This window comes from Streptomyces meridianus (assembly GCF_023703325.1).
GTDB classification, from domain to species: domain Bacteria; phylum Actinomycetota; class Actinomycetes; order Streptomycetales; family Streptomycetaceae; genus Streptomyces; species Streptomyces meridianus.
In genome coordinates this window covers 49,723-66,164 of record NZ_JAMQGM010000033.1, presented here as the reverse complement: position 1 = coordinate 66,164, position 16,442 = coordinate 49,723, and the positions used below count along the sequence as shown (strand labels likewise).

Annotated in this window: 13 protein-coding genes; 3 read left to right on the top strand and 10 right to left on the bottom strand. The window is 71.3% G+C overall.

Going from position 1 to position 16,442, the window contains the following annotated elements; all coding sequences use genetic code 11:
- Positions 1–97: 97 nt before the first annotated feature.
- Entirely contained in the window at positions 98–727 is a 630-nt protein-coding gene (locus M1E25_RS15940) for a hypothetical protein (protein WP_251415893.1), read from the top strand.
- An 84-nt stretch (positions 728–811) separates the two neighbouring features.
- Here M1E25_RS15940 and M1E25_RS15935 read toward each other — a convergent pair whose 3' ends face one another.
- The 8 genes from M1E25_RS15935 to nrdR form a co-directional block, all read right to left on the bottom strand.
- Positions 812–1,429, bottom strand: a complete 618-nt coding sequence (locus tag M1E25_RS15935; RefSeq protein WP_251415891.1) for a hypothetical protein — start codon at positions 1,427–1,429, stop codon at positions 812–814.
- A gap of 71 nt (positions 1,430–1,500) precedes the next feature.
- Positions 1,501–2,202, bottom strand: a complete 702-nt coding sequence (gene rnhB, locus M1E25_RS15930) for a ribonuclease HII (protein WP_251415889.1) — start codon at positions 2,200–2,202, stop codon at positions 1,501–1,503.
- A 95-nt stretch (positions 2,203–2,297) separates the two neighbouring features.
- Complete coding sequence (locus M1E25_RS15925) at positions 2,298–3,767, bottom strand: DUF4153 domain-containing protein (protein WP_308290435.1); 1,470 nt, start codon at positions 3,765–3,767, stop codon at positions 2,298–2,300.
- A 312-nt stretch (positions 3,768–4,079) separates the two neighbouring features.
- Entirely contained in the window at positions 4,080–4,991 is a 912-nt protein-coding gene (locus M1E25_RS15920) for an ADP-ribosylglycohydrolase family protein (protein ID WP_251415887.1), read from the bottom strand.
- 11 nt (positions 4,992–5,002) lie between these two features.
- Entirely contained in the window at positions 5,003–5,662 is a 660-nt protein-coding gene (locus M1E25_RS15915) for a histidine phosphatase family protein (RefSeq protein ID WP_251415885.1), read from the bottom strand.
- A 239-nt stretch (positions 5,663–5,901) separates the two neighbouring features.
- Positions 5,902–6,507: a YdbC family protein gene (locus tag M1E25_RS15910; protein ID WP_251415883.1), complete on the bottom strand. Its 606-nt coding sequence runs from the start codon at positions 6,505–6,507 to the stop codon at positions 5,902–5,904.
- 124 nt (positions 6,508–6,631) lie between these two features.
- A complete protein-coding gene (locus tag M1E25_RS15905) occupies positions 6,632–9,496 on the bottom strand; it encodes a vitamin B12-dependent ribonucleotide reductase (protein WP_251415881.1) in 2,865 nt (954 codons plus the stop codon).
- A 116-nt stretch (positions 9,497–9,612) separates the two neighbouring features.
- Positions 9,613–10,146 carry a transcriptional regulator NrdR gene (gene nrdR / locus M1E25_RS15900; protein WP_251415879.1) on the bottom strand — a complete coding sequence of 178 codons (534 nt, stop codon included), beginning with the start codon at positions 10,144–10,146 and terminating at the stop codon, positions 9,613–9,615.
- A gap of 502 nt (positions 10,147–10,648) precedes the next feature.
- On the opposite strand from nrdR, the gene lexA reads away from it, so the two are divergent.
- A complete protein-coding gene (gene lexA, locus M1E25_RS15895; RefSeq protein ID WP_251415877.1) occupies positions 10,649–11,437 on the top strand; it encodes a transcriptional repressor LexA in 789 nt (262 codons plus the stop codon).
- Positions 11,438–11,570: 133 nt separating this feature from the next.
- Here the strand turns inward: lexA and M1E25_RS15890 are convergent, their stop codons facing one another.
- Both M1E25_RS15890 and M1E25_RS15885 read right to left on the bottom strand, forming a co-directional pair.
- The gene (locus M1E25_RS15890; protein WP_251415875.1) at positions 11,571–13,565 is read right to left on the bottom strand and encodes an ATP-dependent DNA helicase; all 1,995 of its coding nucleotides are present in this window, start codon (positions 13,563–13,565) and stop codon (positions 11,571–11,573) included.
- 80 nt (positions 13,566–13,645) lie between these two features.
- Entirely contained in the window at positions 13,646–15,019 is a 1,374-nt protein-coding gene (locus M1E25_RS15885) for an aminotransferase class III-fold pyridoxal phosphate-dependent enzyme (protein WP_372500874.1), read from the bottom strand.
- A gap of 204 nt (positions 15,020–15,223) precedes the next feature.
- Here M1E25_RS15885 and M1E25_RS15880 point away from each other — a divergent pair, with 204 nt between their 5' ends.
- Positions 15,224–16,408, top strand: coding sequence for a trypsin-like serine peptidase (locus M1E25_RS15880; protein WP_251415872.1), 1,185 nt, complete (start codon positions 15,224–15,226; stop codon positions 16,406–16,408).
- Positions 16,409–16,442 lie beyond the last annotated feature (34 nt).

Sequence of the window (16,442 nt, the reverse complement as noted above, 5' to 3'; positions counted from 1 at the left end):
GACGCACCCTCCCGCACCGTTCCGGCCGGGAGCGGCATGTCCCTGCGCGCCGCGACGATCATCACGCTCGCGCGGACGCGCAGACGAAGGGAGGACCGTGACCCTCGGCTTCGCTCCGTCCACCACCGAAGCTCTGTGGCCAACGAACGGCACCACGGCAAGGTTGCTGGAGCCCGCCGAATGGATCGCGGGCGGAATCCCCCTGCTGCGCAGCCCCCGAGAAGTCGTGAGCGGGCTGCACGAACGCCACCGTCCGACATCGTCCACCGCCATCGTCGCGGTGCTGGACCACGCGGAACGGGTGACTGCCAGCGCCTCCTTCACCAGGGACTCCGGAACTGCCGACGGCTGGAAGTTCCGCAACGCCCTGCTGGACCAGCTCCGCCGGGTGATACCGCACGACCTGCGGCGACGGGCGCCCGTGCGTACCGCCGTCGTCCTGTGCTGCCGTGAGGAGGAAGAGGGCTGGACCGATGAGGACGGGGCCTGGATGTGGGGGCTCCGCGATGCCTGCACGCTGCACGGCCTGCGCTGCGGCGCCTACATCACCCTCACCCGCGCCGGCTGGCAGGTCCTGGGCGAGGGCCGGAACGGCCGCAGCCCCGCGCTCGGGTCGCGCACGGTGGCCTCCTGCCGGCAGGACATGGCCACGCGCCGGGCGACCGTCGAACCCCTCCGGGCGAGGAGGGACGTGCCGGACGGCTACCGGCACGCTGTGGCCGGGTGAAGCGTCGGACCTCGGCTCACGGAGCCGGAACGCCGACGTGCCGGACGGCCCTCCCGGGACCGCCCGGCACGCCCGGCAACGGGTTCAGGCACCCACGCCCGCAAGCGTGTTGATGTGCTGCGGGTCCCCGCACACGACCAGCAGCGCACCGGCCCTGGTCATCGCACCGGCGAGCGCACGGGCGATGACCTCGTCCGTGCCACCGTTGACCGCCAGCACCACGACAGGACGCGGCGCAAGTCGGTCGGCGGAGGCGTCGGCGTAGAACACGTCCTCGCGGGCATCCTGCTGCGCCCAGTAGGACGTGCCGCCGAACGACAACTCGTGGGCCGCCCACGGGTGCTGGTCACCGGTGGTCAGCACGAGGACGTCGTGCGGCGCACGGCCGGAGTCCAGCAGCAGGTCGACTGCTTCCTCCGCAGCGTCGACGGCTCCGGCGACCGGAGCGGGGATCAGCTGTACCTGCGGGCTCGCAGACGCCGCGGGCTGTGCGGGCTTCGCGGCCTTCGCGCTCTCGCGCGAACCCCGCACCGCTGTTGCGGTGGAGGCGCGGGACTGGCCGGGACGACCGGGCCGCGACGGGCCGGCCGGCCGGGGGCCGGGGACGGGACGGGGGGTCGACGCGGCGCGGCCGGCGGCCTGCGGAGCGCGGGGACCCGGGACACTCTCGTGAATCTCAGGCTCCTCGGGGATGAGAGGCATGCGTTGATGTCTATCAAACGCCAGTGCGGAATGCACCGGCGGGGCGGGGTACGGCCCGGGATCGCGGCCGTTCAGAAATCGAAGCCGAGCTGCCCCCCGCACTGCAGGGCCGGCGCAACCACCGGGCTCCGCTGCTTCTTGAGGTGCTGCCAGCGCGGCATCGCGTCCAGGTAGGCCCAGCTCATCCTGTGGTGGCGGGTCGGCCCGAGTTCTTCGAGGGCGGCCCGGTGCACCGGTGACGGGTAGCCGGCGTTGTCCGAGAACGCGAACGCGGCGCATTCGGCGTCCAGTTCGGCCATCATCGCGTCCCGGCGCACCTTGGCGATCACCGACGCCGCCGCGACCGCGATGCACGACTGGTCGCCCTTGATCACCGTACGCACCCGCCAGGGAGCGCCCAGATAGTCGTGCTTGCCGTCCAGGATCACCGCCTCCGGACGGACCGGGAGCGCCTCCAGCGCGCGGGACGCGGCCAGCCGCAGTGCGGCGGTCATCCCCAGGTCGTCGATCTCCCCGGGTGAGGAGTGACCGAGGGCGTAGGTGGCACCCCACTGCTCGAGCTCGTCCGCCAGCTCGGCCCGGCGTTTCGGGGCGAGGAGCTTGGAGTCCGTGAGCCCGGCGGGCGGTCGGCGGAGCCCGGTGATCGCGGCGCACACGGTCACCGGTCCGGCCCAGGCGCCGCGGCCGACTTCGTCGACGCCCGCGACGACTCTGGCACCCGTGGTCGCGCGGAGCGATCGCTCGACGCTGTGAGTAGGCGGTTCGTACGGCATGGCGCCAGACAGGGTACGTCGCCCGGGCCGCCGACCGGCAGTCGGGAGGGTGTCCCGTCATCCCCGCAACCGCCGGCCGGCTTCTGTCACCGGTGTCAGTAGTACTCCGTCAGCGAGATGACGCGCGCGTTGTCGCACGGATCCCCCGGAGAGACGGGGCGCTCGTCCAGCAGGCGGCGGGCCCGGAACTCCCCGAAACTCGTGGCGTACCAGGGTGTGTCCTGCGCTGCGAGTTCCTCCGCGATGTCCCGCAGTGCGCAGGAACGCTCGGGTTCCGGAAGGGCGTCGAGGCCGGGGACGGCGTCCGCCGAGAGCTGACGCAGGTAGACCACGTCGAGCTTCCCGGTCGTCGCGTAACGCCGGACGTTCTGCTCGGCCACCAGTCCGTCCGGGGATACCAGCCCGAAGGCGAGGACCGCGGCGACCGCGCTCGCGCCGACCGCACGCGGCAGCCAGTGTGCCCGGGTCGCCCCGGCGGCCATGATCAGCACGATGACCGCCCCCAGCCACAACTCCATCGCGGTCACCGAGACCCGCAGCCGGGTCAGTCCGTAGGCGTCGACGTACAGGTCCATGCGCCGCAGGGCGGAAGCGACCACGACAAGCGTCAGCACACAGAGCGCGCCGAGCACCGACCGCACCAGCACCAGGTCGCCCCGGCCGCCGTGCCGCGGTGCCCAGCGAAGGGCGAGGGCGATCACCAGCAGCGTGAGCAGCGTGACGACGAGCAGTTGCCAGAATCCCTGCCGAGCGTATTCCGCATAGGTGAGTCCGGTGTGCTCAAGGACCTTGTCGTAGCCGCCGAAGAGGACGGCGAGTTGGACGGAGATGAAGGCAGCGAAGAGTCCGTTCAGCACGAGGAGCGGCAGCGCCCATTCGAGGCGGCCCCGGGGCGCCCCACGGCTGCCCTCCAGCCGGTCCCACTTCAGCGGGGCGGCAGCCGCCCGCGCGGCGCCGACCGCCGCGGCCAGGACCAGGGCGAAGAAGAGGGCGTGCAGCGGGAGGCTTTCCAGGGACAGATCGGGCAGGATGTCGGCGAGCAGGTCGGCGAAGGCGGCGTCAGCACCGGCGAACAGCGCGCCGAAGACGGTCAGCAGCAGCACCGCGGCGAGCACCCCGCGAACCACGGGCCACCACCGGTCGCGTACGTCGCCGGCCTGTTCGCGCACACCGTGCCAGGCCCAGCGCAGACCCGGCGGCACGGCTCCGAACACACCGACGGACCCCAGGAACGCGCCGCGCCAGGTACGGCTGCCGTGCAGCGCGAGCGAGCCCGCTCCGACCGCGGCCATGAGCGCCAGGAACGTCGGCCAGCCGGCGTCGCGCAGGAACGGGACAGCGAGCAGAGCCGCTCCCCCGGCCGACCAGACCAGTGTCCAGGGGCGGACCCGGCGACCCGCGTCACGCGCTGCGAAGGCAGCCGCCAGAACGACGGGGGCCGCGACGACGAGCAGATTGAGTCCCAGCCCCTCCGTGAGGAGCAGCCCGCCCAGGATCGCCGCCGCCAGTGCGCACCACAGCGAGGCGGCGGGGACCGCTGCGGCCGTGTCCGGACGGACGGTCACCAGCCACTCCGGATCCGGCGGCGGCCCGGGCGGCGGAACCGCGCCGGCCCGAGCCGCACCCCCGTGGACCGGCGGCTGCGGCTCGGCCGGTCCGGCCGAGCGGTCCGGCTGCTGCGGAACTGCTGGTTGCACATCTTTCACGGGGCCCCCTCCGACCGGGGCCCGCGGGCGAAATTCAGCGCCCGAGCCCCGTTGCCTCGGTGCGCGTCATGATCGTCATCCGCGCATCCGGCACAATTTAGGGGCGGCTTCCGCCGACCGCCCGGAAACCGCGCCTTCGTATCACGACCGTGACACAGCCTCCGGGACGGATCAGCTCGCGGCGACCGGTGTCCAGGCGGGAAACGCCTCCGTGCGTTCGGCCCATTCCGTCGGCGGGGCACCGGCAGTCGCCGCGGCAACGACGCCGCCCACGATCGCGCAGGTGGTGTCCACGTCCCCGCCCGCCCGGACCGTGGTCCAGAAAGCCTCGGCGAAGTCGCCGAGGTTCCGGGCCGCGGACCAGAGCACGAACGGCACGGTGTCGTGTGCGGTGTTGCGGCGACCGCAGCCCAGCACGGCCGCTACGGTGCCGACGTCGCCGTAGTCGAGCATGTCGAGCGCGCGGCGCAGTCCGGCCTGCACGGCACTGCGCGGCAGCAGGGCGATGACAGCTTCCAGCAGGGCGTCCGGGCCCGGGCACCCGGCAGGATCGGCGACCATCGCCGAGGCAGCAGCGACGGCCATGGCACCGGCCACGGCCTCCCGGTGCTGATGGGTGGTGTAGGCGGAGATCTCGGCCTGGTGCGTGGCCTGTTCGGGGTCGCCGGCGTACCAGGCGCCCAAGGGGGCGATGCGCATCGCCGCGCCGTTGCCCCAGGAGCCGTGGCCGTTGCCCTGCGCCGAGGCCAGCACTCGCCAGTCGCCGCCGGCCCGGACCTGTTCCAGCAACCGGTCGACCGCCGATCCGTAGCCCCGTGCGGCGTCATGCCGTTCGGCGAAGGACCGGGCCAGGGCGTCCTGGTCGATCCGGCCGTGCCCGTCGAGTACCGCCAGGACGGAACAGGCCATCTCCGTGTCGTCCGTCCACCGCCAGGGGCCGGCGGGCAGCTCGCGCCGGCGCAGAGCGGCGTGGTGCGCGGGCACGGAGAAACGGGAGCCGAGCGCATCCCCCACGGCCAGCCCGCGGAGGCTGGCCAGGGCGCGTTCGAGCCGCAGCTCGTGGGCGGTGTCAGCGGTGGTCATCGCCCTGCACCCTAACCCGTGGCCCCGTACGACTCCGGCGTGCACCAGCGCTCGAAGGGCCGGTCGAGGACGTAGCGTCCGTCCTCGCCGAGCATCAGCACCCGGGTCTCACCGTTGCCGGGGTTGGAGAGCGATTCGAACTCGGCGACGGACCAGTGGAACCAGCGCATGCAGAACAGCCGCATCGTGAGCCCGTGGGTGACGAGCAGCACGTTGGGCGGATGGTCCGGAGCCTGGAAGCTCCGGTGCAGGCTCTCCAGGAACGCCCCCACCCGGTCGTACACGTCGGCGCCGGATTCGCCCTGGGCGAACCGGTAGAAGAAGTGCCCGTACGCGTCGCGGTAGACCTTCTGCCGGCGCACTTCGACCGCGTCCTGCCAGTTGCCCCAGTCCTGCTCCCGCAGCCGGGGCTCCTCCCGTATGCGGACGCGTGACGGGTCGAGGCCCAGCAGGCCGAAGGTCTGGTGGGTGCGGCGGTAGGGGGAGATGTAGGCGCTGACCCTCTCCTCGCCGAACAGCTTCTGCAGTCTGACACCCGCCTCCACCGCCTGCTTCCGTCCGGCTTCGGTCAGGTGGAGCGCATGATCGGGCTCCCGCTCGTAGACGGTGTCGTCGGTGTTTCCCTCCGACTCGCCGTGCCTGATGAGAACGATGCGACGCGGCCTGGCCATGCAGCCAGCGTAGGGGGTCTCCCGTGGATCGGGCCGGTTCGGTGAACAGGGTCCGGCGCCGTGGATCGCAAGGCGGAGGAGAGGGTCGACGCGGAGCGTCGGCGACCGCGACCGACGGTCTCGGGGTGCGACGCCGGGACACGCGAACTCCGCAAGATCCACAAGACGCCCCCGGGGCCCGCATCGCCCCCGCGGCGCCCGGCTGCGGCAGGCACCGACCGCGCCGGTCGTCCTGCTGCTCAGACCGTCCAGGCAGGCTCGAGATCGACGACGTCACCCGCTATGGCGGAGACATCGGCCTCGAGTTGGGCCCGCATCGCCAGCCGCTCGACCCTCTCGGAGCGGTACTTGCCGTGCTCGGCACGGGAGTCCCAGAGCGAGAGCACCAGGAACTCGCTGCCGGGCGCCTCGCCGAACACACCGCGCAGCATGCCCGGGGATCCGGCCATTGCGGGGTTCCAGACCTTCTCCTGCATGAGGCTGAAGTGCTCGGCCCGCTCCTCACGGACCCGGCAGTGGGCGACCCGCGCGACATCCGTGTCGTGGAAACGGGGCTGGAACCCCACTTTGACGTCGAACTTGCGCTCGAAGAGGCGGGTGCGGAGGTCCTTGTACGTGCCGGCCTGCGACGCCGCAAGCCGGTTGTGGGAGCGCGCCATGAACGAGTCGTAGAAGGCCCGGCTCTCCCAGAACGCGAACTGATGCACCACGCCCGGCCGGCTGCGGCTCCAGCCACCGCCCTGCCCGCGGAAGCCCGGTTCACCGAGCAGTCCCGCCCACTTCCGCTGCCCGCGCTCGAAACCGCGGCGGTCGACGACCGTGCAGCGCATCCACTTGACCAGCACCGCGCCATCGTACGGCTCCGGAGCGTTCCGTACGGGGCTTCCCGGCCAACGCTGCGTCCCGCCGGCACGCGGGAAGGGGACCGGCCGTCACCCGGCCGGTCCCCTTCCCGCGCTCAGACGACCGTCAGCTGCAGCCGCTGGTCGAGCCGCAGCCCTCGCACAGGTAGCAACTGCCCGCCCGGCGCATCTTGGTGCCGCAGGAGAAGCACAGGGGAGCATCGGCGTTCAGTCCGAGCTGCATCTCCACCAGTTCGGTGGAGCTGTGCGCCTGCTTCTGCGGTGCCGACTCCTCCGCCTTCGACGGCTGCGCGGCGGAGGTGTCCACGCGGCGCGGAGCGGACTGTGCAAGCCCCTCGACGTCCACCTCGTCCTCGGACGGCTCGTACGAACCGGTCTCGAGGTGGCGCTGGCGCTCCTCGGCCGAGTGGATGCCGAGGGCCGAGCGGGTCTCGAACGGCAGGAAGTCCAGCGCCAGGCGGCGGAAGATGTAGTCGACGATCGACTGCGCCATCCGCACGTCCGGGTCGTCCGTCATGCCCGCCGGCTCGAAGCGCATGTTGGTGAACTTCGAGACGTAGGTCTCCAGCGGGACGCCGTACTGCAGCCCCACCGAGACGGCGATGGAGAAGGCGTCCATCATGCCCGCGAGGGTCGAACCCTGCTTGGACATCTTCAGGAAGACCTCGCCCAGACCGTCGTCCGGGTAGGAGTTCGCCGTCATGTAGCCCTCGGCGCCGCCGACGGTGAACGAGGTGGTGATCCCGGGCCGGCCCTTCGGCAGCCGACGGCGCACCGGACGGTACTCGACGACTTTCTCCGCCACGGGGGCAGCGGCTTCCTTGCCCTTCTCCTCCCACTTCTTGGTCGAGAGGGGCTGACCGACCTTGCAGTTGTCGCGGTAGATCGCGAGAGCCTTCAGGCCGAGCTTCCAGCCCTGGAAGTAGACCTCCTCGATCTCCTCGACGGTTGCGGCCTCGGGGACGTTGACGGTCTTGGAGATCGCACCGGACAGGAACGGCTGAGCTGCGGCCATCATGCGGACATGGCCCATCGGTGAGATGGAGCGCTCGCCCATGGCGCAGTCGAACACCTCGTAGTGCTCGGGGCGCAGTCCGGGCGCGTCGATGACGTTGCCCTTCTCCGCGATGTGGGCGACGATCGCCTCGACCTGCTCCTGCTGGTACCCCAGCCGCTTCAGCGCCTTCGGGACCGTGTTGTTCACGATCTGCATGGAGCCGCCGCCGACCAGCTTCTTGAACTTCACGAGCGCCAGGTCCGGCTCGACGCCCGTGGTGTCGCAGTCCATCATCAGGCCGATGGTGCCGGTCGGGGCCAGCACCGACGCCTGGGCGTTGCGGAAGCCGCTCTTCTCGCCGAGCCGGACGACGTCCTGCCACGCCTCGGTCGCGGCGGCCCAGACCGGGGTGTCCAGGTCGTCCATGCGGGTCGCCTCGGCGTTGGCGTCGGCGTGCTGCTTCATGACCCGCTTGTGGGCATCCGCGTTGCGGGCGAAGCCGTCGTACGGCCCCACCACCGCGGCGAGCTCGGCGGAGCGCTTGTACGAGGTGCCGGTCATCAGCGAGGTGATGCTTCCGGCCAGGGCGCGGCCGCCGTCCGAGTCGTAGGCATGCCCCGTGGCCATCAGCAGCGCGCCGAGGTTGGCGTAGCCGATGCCGAGCTGACGGAAGGCGCGGGTGGTCTCCCCGATCTTCTCGGTCGGAAAGTCCGCGAAGCAGATGGAGATGTCCATCGCGGTGATGACGAGCTCGACGACCTGGGCGAAGCGCGCGGCGTCGAAGGACTGGTTGCCCTCGTCGTCGGCCTTCAGGAACTTCATCAGGTTCAGCGAGGCGAGGTTGCACGAGGAGTTGTCCAGGTGCATGTACTCACTGCACGGGTTGGACGCGGTGATGCGGCCGGTCTCCGGCGACGTGTGCCAGTGGTTGATGGTGTCGTCGTACTGGATGCCGGGGTCGGCGCAGGCCCATGCGGCCTCGGCCATCTTGCGGAAGAGCGCCTTGGCGTCGGTCTCCTCGATGATCTCGCCGGTCATGCGGGCGCGGAGGCCGAACTTCGAGCCCGACTCCACGGCCTTCATGAACTCGTCGTTCACGCGGACCGAGTTGTTGGCGTTCTGGTACTGGACGGACGTGATGTCGTCTCCGCCCAGGTCCATGTCGAAGCCGGCGTCGCGCAGCGCGCGGACCTTCTCCTCCTCCTTCACCTTGGTGTCGATGAAGGCTTCGACGTCGGGGTGATCGACGTCGAGCACGACCATCTTGGCCGCGCGCCGGGTCGCTCCGCCCGACTTGATCGTGCCGGCGGACGCGTCGGCGCCGCGCATGAAGGAGACCGGACCGGAGGCGTTGCCGCCGGAGGACAGCAGTTCTTTGGAGGAGCGGATCCGGGAGAGGTTCAGACCGGCGCCGGAGCCTCCCTTGAAGATCATCCCTTCTTCCTTGTACCAGTCGAGGATCGACTCCATGGAGTCGTCGACGGACAGGATGAAACAGGCCGAGACCTGCTGCGGCTGCTTCGTGCCGACGTTGAACCACACCGGCGAGTTGAAGCTGAAGATCTGGTGGAGCACGGCGTACGTGAGTTCGTGCTCGAAGATCTCGGCGTCCGCGGGGGAGGCGAAGTAGCCGTTGTCCTCGCCCGCCTTGCGGTAGGTCCTGGCCACCCGGTCGATCAGCTGCTTCAGGCTCGACTCGCGGTCGGGCGAGCCGACCGCACCGCGGAAGTACTTGCTCGTGACGATATTGACCGCGTTCACCGACCAGAAGTCGGGGAACTCGACGCCGCGCTGCTCGAAGTTGATCGAGCCGTCGCGCCAGTTGGTCATGACGACGTCACGGCGCTCCCAGGTCACCTCGTCGTACGGGTGCACGCCGGGGGTGGTGTGGATGCGCTCGATCCGGAGCCCCTTGTTCGCCTTGCCGCCCTTGGCGCGGGAGCCCCGTGCCGGGCCGCTCGTCGTCTCTGTCATTCCGCCTCCCTGTACGGGCAAAACGCCCTGATGTGCCCGGTTCTTCCCGTGGCACGGTGTGTGTCTGACTCCCTGAGCACGCGGGGCGCTCCGGGCAGGCCTGCACCGGCAGCCGCTCAGTCGGCGGCGCGGGGTTCCGTCTGGATGCCGGCGGGCGCTGCGGTCGCACAGCGGCAGTCGTCCGCCTCGCCCGCGCCGGCCGGAGGCCGCTGGTCGCGCAGTTCTGCGACAGCGGCTTCGAAGTCCTCGATCGATTCGAACGCCCGGTAAACGGACGCGAAGCGCAGGTACGCGACCAGATCCAGCTCCTGGAGCGGACCGAGTATGGCCAGCCCGACATCGTGGGTGGTCAGCTCGGCGCTGCCGGTGGCGCGTACCGCCTCCTCCACCTGCTGACCCAGCTTGGCGAGCGCATCCTCGGTGACCGGCCGGCCCTGGCACGCCTTGCGCACCCCGGAGATGACCTTGTCACGGCTGAAGGGCTCGGTGACGCCACTGCGCTTGACCACCATCAGCGAGGCGGTCTCCACCGTGGTGAATCGCCGGGTGCAGTCGGGGCACTGACGGCGCCTGCGGATCGAGGTCCCGTCGTCCGTGGTCCGGCTGTCGACGACGCGACTGTCCGGGTGCCTGCAGAAGGGGCAGTGCATGAGTGTCCACCCTCCAAGCCCCTCGAATCCGTCTTGTGGCGCAGCGCTGCTGCACGACCTCGGACCGCCCGGCGTGGGCCTCCGAAGTAGCCACAAGCATAGGCGATCCCGGAAGCTGCAAAAGACCGGGCACCACAACTTGTGGGTGACCGAACCACACTCAACCACAAGATCTGGTGCCCGCAACGCGCCCCGATGGAACGCGTGTCGCGGGTGCGCCGACGCCCCGGAGCGTACGCGAGACACTTCGGGAGCCGCGGGCCCGGGCGCCCGACCGGCGAGCGGCAAGCACCTCCGGAGCACCACCTGCGGACCCCCGGCGCGATGCAACGAGGAGCGGGACCCGGGGGCCACCGGTCGAACCGGTCGACCCCGCCTATACACCCGAGCACTCGGCCCGACCCATCTCTTCTTGAATTTTCACTCGAACGTGTGTTTGGCGCAACCTTTCGAAAGCAACTACCGTTGTCCAGTTAGGGAGAACATCTCGAGAGGGGCCGACGTGACCACTACCGCAGACAGCGCCGCCATCGCCGCCCAGGACCGCACCCGGCACGGCTTCGACCACACCGGCGCGGCGCAGCCGGACGCGGGCATGAACGCGGAGGCGCAGAAGCCCGCGCGCTCGCTGCCCGGCAGGCCACCGGGGATCAGGGCCGACAGCTCCGGCCTCACGGACCGGCAGCGGCGCGTCATCGAGGTCATCCGCGACTCCGTGCAACGCCGCGGCTACCCGCCGTCCATGCGCGAGATCGGCCAGGCGGTGGGGCTGTCGAGCACCTCGTCCGTGGCCCACCAGCTGATGGCGCTGGAGCGCAAGGGCTTCCTGCGCCGGGACCCGCACCGGCCCCGGGCCTACGAGGTCCGCGGCTCGGACGGCCCCGCGGCGCAGCCGGCCGACACCACCGGCAAGCCCGCTGCCTCGTATGTCCCCCTGGTCGGCCGGATCGCCGCCGGTGGACCGATCCTCGCCGAGGAATCGGTCGAGGACGTGTTCCCGCTGCCGCGTCAACTCGTGGGCGACGGAGAGCTGTTCGTCCTGAAGGTAGTGGGTGACTCCATGGTGGAGGCGGCCATCTGCGACGGGGACTGGGTGACCGTCCGCCGCCAGCCGGTCGCCGAGAACGGCGACATCGTGGCCGCCATGCTCGACGGAGAGGCCACCGTGAAGCGCTTCAAGCGCGAAGAAGGACACGTGTGGCTGCTGCCGCACAATGCGGCCTACCAGCCCATCCCCGGTGACGACGCGACCATCCTGGGAAAGGTGGTGGCGGTGCTCCGGCGGATCTGACGCACCGCTCTCGTGACCGGGCCCCGGAACCCCTGCGCCGGTTCCGGGGCCCACTGCTGCCGCGTCCCCCGAGGGGCACAGACCGCGGAGGCCTGACGGGCCGGCCTGACGGGCCCACCGCGGGGGCGGCCCGTCAGGCCCCGCTCCCTGCCGCCGCGTCGATCGCCGCCAGCGAGCGACGCACCTGATTGCGGTCCGTGGTGTACCAGAAGCCGGGCATCGAGGCACGCAGGAACCCGCCGTACCGGGCCGTGGCGATACGGGGATCCAGGACGGCGACCACGCCCCGGTCACCCGACGCGCGGACCAGCCGCCCTGCTCCCTGAGCCATGAGCAGTGCCGCGTGGGTGGCCGCCACGGCCATGAATCCGTTGCCGCCCCGCTGCTCGACGTCCTTCTGCCGAGCGCTCATCAGGGGGTCGTCCGGGCGCGGGAACGGAATCCGGTCCATCACCACCAACTGGCAACTGGGGCCGGGGACATCGACGCCCTGCCACAGCGACAGCGTGCCGAACAGACAGGTGCGGGCATCCTCCGCGAAGGCCCGGATGAGCTCGCCCAGGGTCTCCTCGCCCTGCAGCAGGATGGGCGCGTCGGTCCGCTCCCGCAGCGCCTCTGCCGCGGCCTGAGCCGCCCGCATCGACGAGAACAGTCCGAGCGTCCGGCCACCGGCGGCCTCGACGAGATCGGTCAGCTCGTCCAGCATGTCGTCGCGACTGCCCTCCCGGCCCGGCTGCATCAGGTGCCGGGCCACATAGAGGATGCCCTGCTTGCCGTAGTCGAACGGCGAACCGACATCGAGCCCCTTCCACACCGGCACGTCCTCTCCCTCGGCCCCCTCCGGGGACAGGCCGAGGGACGCGGCGACCCCGTCGAAGCCGCCCCCGAGTTTCAGCGTGGCCGACGTGAGTACGACGGACCGGTCCGAGAACAGCTTCTCCCGGAGGAGACCGGAGACCGACAGGGGCGCAACGCGCAGCGAAGCGCCGTACCGGTCGTGGCGTTCGGCCCAGACGACGTCGTACTCGGAGCCGTTCGCCAGGCGTTCGGCGACGGCGTGGATGTTCTCGATCGAGGCACGGGCCTGCTTGCGCACGGCGTCCTCGTCCTGCACCGACTGGTCGCGGGTGTTGCCGAGGGCGGTGATCACCGTACGGGCGGCGTCGCGCAGAGCCATGAGCGCGTAGCCCATGTCCTCCGGCATCTCCTCGATCCGCCCCGGCATAACCAGTTCCATGAGCCGTTCGAAGGTCTCGGCGGCCGTCTGAAGGGCGTCCGCGGCCTTCTCGTTCACCAGCTTGGCGGCCCGGCGCACCGCCCGATTGACGGAGGCGGGCGTGAGCTCGCCGGTGGCGACGCCGGTCACGCGCGAGACGAGCTCGTGGGCCTCGTCGACGACCAGGACCTCGTGCTCGGGCAGGACGGGCGCACCCTCGATCGCATCGATGGCCAGCAGGGCGTGATTGGTGACGACGACCTCGGCCAGCTTCGCCCGCTCCCGGGCGGCCTCGGCGAAACACTCCGCGCCGTAGGCGCACTTGGAGGCGCCGAGGCATTCGCGGGAGGAGACCGAGACCTGAGCCCAGGCGCGGTCCGAGACCCCGGGGGTCAGGGCGTCGCGGTCGCCCGTCTCGGTCTCGTCCGCCCAGTCGCGCATCCTGAGCAGGTCCTTGCCCAGCCGGCTGGTCGGTGCGGCGGCCTCGAACTGGTCGAAGAGGCCGTCCTCCTCGTCCTGCGGGACGCCTTCGTGAAGGCGGTGCAGGCACAGGTAGTTCGAACGCCCCTTGAGCATGGCGAACTCGGGGCGGCGGCGCAGCAGCGGCTGCAGGGCGTCGACCGTGCGGGGCAGGTCGCGTTCCACCAGCTGACGCTGGAGCGCGAGCGTGGCCGTGGCCACCACGACCCTCCCCCCGCCCTTGGCGGGAGGCCCCCCGGTCCCGTGGGCCAGCGCGGGCACGAGATAGCCCAGGGACTTGCCGGTGCCGGTGCCGGCCTGGACGAGCAGGTGGGATCCGTTGTCGATGACCTCGGCGACGGTCTCGGCCATGGCGACCTGGCCGGGGCGCTCGCTGCCGCCAACGGCGGTCACGGCGGCGTGCAGCAGATCGGGGAGAGAGGGCTTCGTCATAGCGTCTTCAGCCTACGGGGCGTCACCGACATCGCCGGCCGGCCGGGCAGCGACAGGCGATCGTGGGACACGCCTTCCGCTCACACCGCGGACCGGTCACCGGCCCGCTCCACGGCCGCGACGGCCTCACTCAGCCGGTCCAGCACGGATTCCGCCTGTTCATCGGTGATCGTCAACGGGGGCAGGAGGCACACCACGTTCGCGTCACGGCCGCCGATCCCGACGATCAGGCCGCGGCGCAGACATGCGCGCCGCACCGCGACGGCCGTATCTGCGGCCGGGACTGCGGGCCGCGGATGCCGCCCGACCACGGCGTCGTCCGAGCGCGGCGGGCGGACCGGGGCGACCAGTTCGGCGCCGAGCATCAACCCCCGGCCGCGCACGTCACCGATGAAGGGATGGTGCAGAGCCAGCTCGCGCAGCCGCCGGAGCATCCGCTCGCCGAGGAGCGCCGCCCGTTCGCAGAGCCCGCTGCCGGCGACGTACGAGAGGGTGGCCGCCCCCGCAGCCATGGCCAGTTGATTGCCCCGGTGGGCGTCCGGCCCCGGACCGGGGCGGCCGCAGGCCAGTTCCTCACGGTGCGCGAGAACCGCCAGCGGGAGGCTCCCGCCGATCGTTCCGGAAAGGATCATCACATCGGGGGCGATGCCGCTGTGCCCCACGGCCCAGAGGGCACCGGTCCGTCCCACGCCGGTCTGCGACTCGTCGGCGATCAACGGAATGTTCCGCTCGGAGGTGAGAGTGCGGAGCCCCCGCAGCCACCCGTCGGGGGCCGGGACGACCCCGCCGTGCTCGCCCTGCACCGGTTCGACCAGCACAGCGGCGGGCGGCTCCGTCCCGGTCCGGCCGAGGACGTGGTCGGCCCGGCGCAGGCACAGCTCCCAGCCGCGGCGGCCACCGACCCCGAACGGGCAGCGGTAGTCGGACGGGTGGGGCAGCAGGTCGGGCCGTGCCTCACCGGAGTCCGGGGCCGTCTCGCCCTCGCGGGATCCGGTGAACGCGGCCACGGTGCGGCGTCCGGTCGCCTCCCGCACCAGACGAACGGCGGCAGCGAGCGCATCCCCTTCGGCGGGGCCGCAGATGCGGATCCGGGCGGCGTCGTCGAGGCCGGGCGGCAGCAGGCGCGCGAGTTCGGCGACGAAGCGGCTCCTGACCGCAGCGGCCGAGCCGCCGGTACGGCTGCAGGCACCGGAGTGCAGTACCGAGCGGATGGCTTCCAGAACCACAGGGTGGTTGTGTCCGAGGGCCAGCGTGCCGCCGCCGGACAGGCAGTCGAGATACCGTCGGCCGGTGGCGTCCTCGATCGTCATGCCCCGGGCCCGGACCGGGACGACCGGCAACGAGCGGGCATGGGTACGGGCCGCGGACTCCGGCGCCGGACGGTGTCGCGGCTTCCTGCCCCCGGTTGCGTCCGACGAGCTGAACACCACCGGCTCGGGCTCGGTCAGGGCCACGGCTGTCGGTCCTCCTGCGCTGCTGATCGCCTCTTCTCCCTGGGTACCAACGACGGTTGGGGCGGCGGATCACGGGCAGAGAGCAGATCGTCACGAAGGGGAACCGTGGCCCCGGATCGGCCCGTCCCCCTCTGCACCGGCATAGTGACTCTGTCCTCCCGGCCGGGAGTACATGACAATCCGAATACAGGGGGAGTTCCATCCATGCCAGCCTCAGGAAGGGCAGCACGCGCCGCAGCGGCACTGACCGCCGTGCTCGCGTTGACGGTGACCGGTTGCGGTCCCACGGACGACAGCGCGAGCGATGTGCCGTCGCCGCCTGCTTCTGCCGGAGAGGACGGACACGGAGGCGGTCTCAAGCTGCCTGACGATCTCAAGGAACGGCTCAAGGAGCGGGGCTTCGACCCCGACAAGTGGCGCAACGGCGAGTGGAAGAACTGGGACCGCCAGGACTGGCTGCGCGAGGCCGGCGACTTCATCAACCCGATCATCAAGGATCTCTGGAAGCCCGGCCGGATGAAGGACGCACGGGACCCGCAGAAGACAGTCCCCGACGATGTCCCGGACGACCAGGGCGTCACCGACCCCGAGCCGAAGGCCGTACCGGCGCAGGCGGTTGCCGCTCCGTACCACCGCAGCTCCCCCGCTGTCGGCAAGGTCTTCTTCGACAGTCCCAAGGGCTCCATGGTCTGCTCGGCGACCGTGGTGAAGGACCCCGCGAACCCGGGCAGGTCCAACATGGTGTGGACCGCGGGCCACTGCGTGCACGCGGGGAAGTCGGGGGGCTGGTACCGCAACCTCGTCTTCGTCCCCTCGTTCAACGACAGCGCCCTCGCGGCCGACCGGTTGCGGAGCACTCCCCGCGAGAAGGTTGCACCGTACGGCGTCTGGTGGGCGGACGGAGCCGCCACCTCGCGGCAGTGGCTGGCCGAGGGCGCGTCCACGGGCGGCAGCGGCGCCCCGTACGACTTCGCCGTACTGCACGTGAAGCCCGAGAGGGGCGGCGCCGGCAAGTCCCTCGAGGAGACGGTCGGAACGGCCATGCCGGTCGACTTCAACGCACCGCAGGTGAGGCGTCCGGCACCGCTCCGGGCCTGGGGGTACCCGGCTGCTCCGCCGTACGACGGCACCAAGATGTTCTCCTGCAACGACCGGGCCGGCCGGCTCTCGCTCGCCGCGTCCAAGCCGACGATGTACCGCATCGGCTGCACCATGACCGGCGGCTCGTCGGGCGGCGGCTGGTTCACCGCTGGAAGCGACGGGAAACCCGCCCTCGTCTCGAACACCTCCATCGGCCCGGTCGGTGGCGGCTGGCTGGCGGGCCCGCACCTGGGCAGCGAAGCGAAGGCCGTATACCTGGGCGTCAGCAGGAAATTCGCGGGACGCTGACCCGGAGACCGGACGGCGACGGCCGCCCCACCGG

What these genes read in the sequence shown, in the direction of transcription:
- M1E25_RS15890 (WP_251415875.1), bottom strand. Translation starts at nt 13,565, where the DNA reads ATGACGAAGCCCTCTCTCCCCGATCTGCTGCACGCCGCCGTGACCGCC.
- M1E25_RS15920 (WP_251415887.1), bottom strand. Translation starts at nt 4,991, where the DNA reads ATGACCACCGCTGACACCGCCCACGAGCTGCGGCTCGAACGCGCCCTG.
- M1E25_RS15905 (WP_251415881.1), bottom strand. Translation starts at nt 9,496, where the DNA reads ATGACAGAGACGACGAGCGGCCCGGCACGGGGCTCCCGCGCCAAGGGC.
- M1E25_RS15935 (WP_251415891.1), bottom strand. Translation starts at nt 1,429, where the DNA reads ATGCCTCTCATCCCCGAGGAGCCTGAGATTCACGAGAGTGTCCCGGGT.
- nrdR (WP_251415879.1), bottom strand. Translation starts at nt 10,146, where the DNA reads ATGCACTGCCCCTTCTGCAGGCACCCGGACAGTCGCGTCGTCGACAGC.
- M1E25_RS15880 (WP_251415872.1), top strand. Translation starts at nt 15,224, where the DNA reads ATGCCAGCCTCAGGAAGGGCAGCACGCGCCGCAGCGGCACTGACCGCC.
- M1E25_RS15915 (WP_251415885.1), bottom strand. Translation starts at nt 5,662, where the DNA reads ATGGCCAGGCCGCGTCGCATCGTTCTCATCAGGCACGGCGAGTCGGAG.
- rnhB (WP_251415889.1), bottom strand. Translation starts at nt 2,202, where the DNA reads ATGCCGTACGAACCGCCTACTCACAGCGTCGAGCGATCGCTCCGCGCG.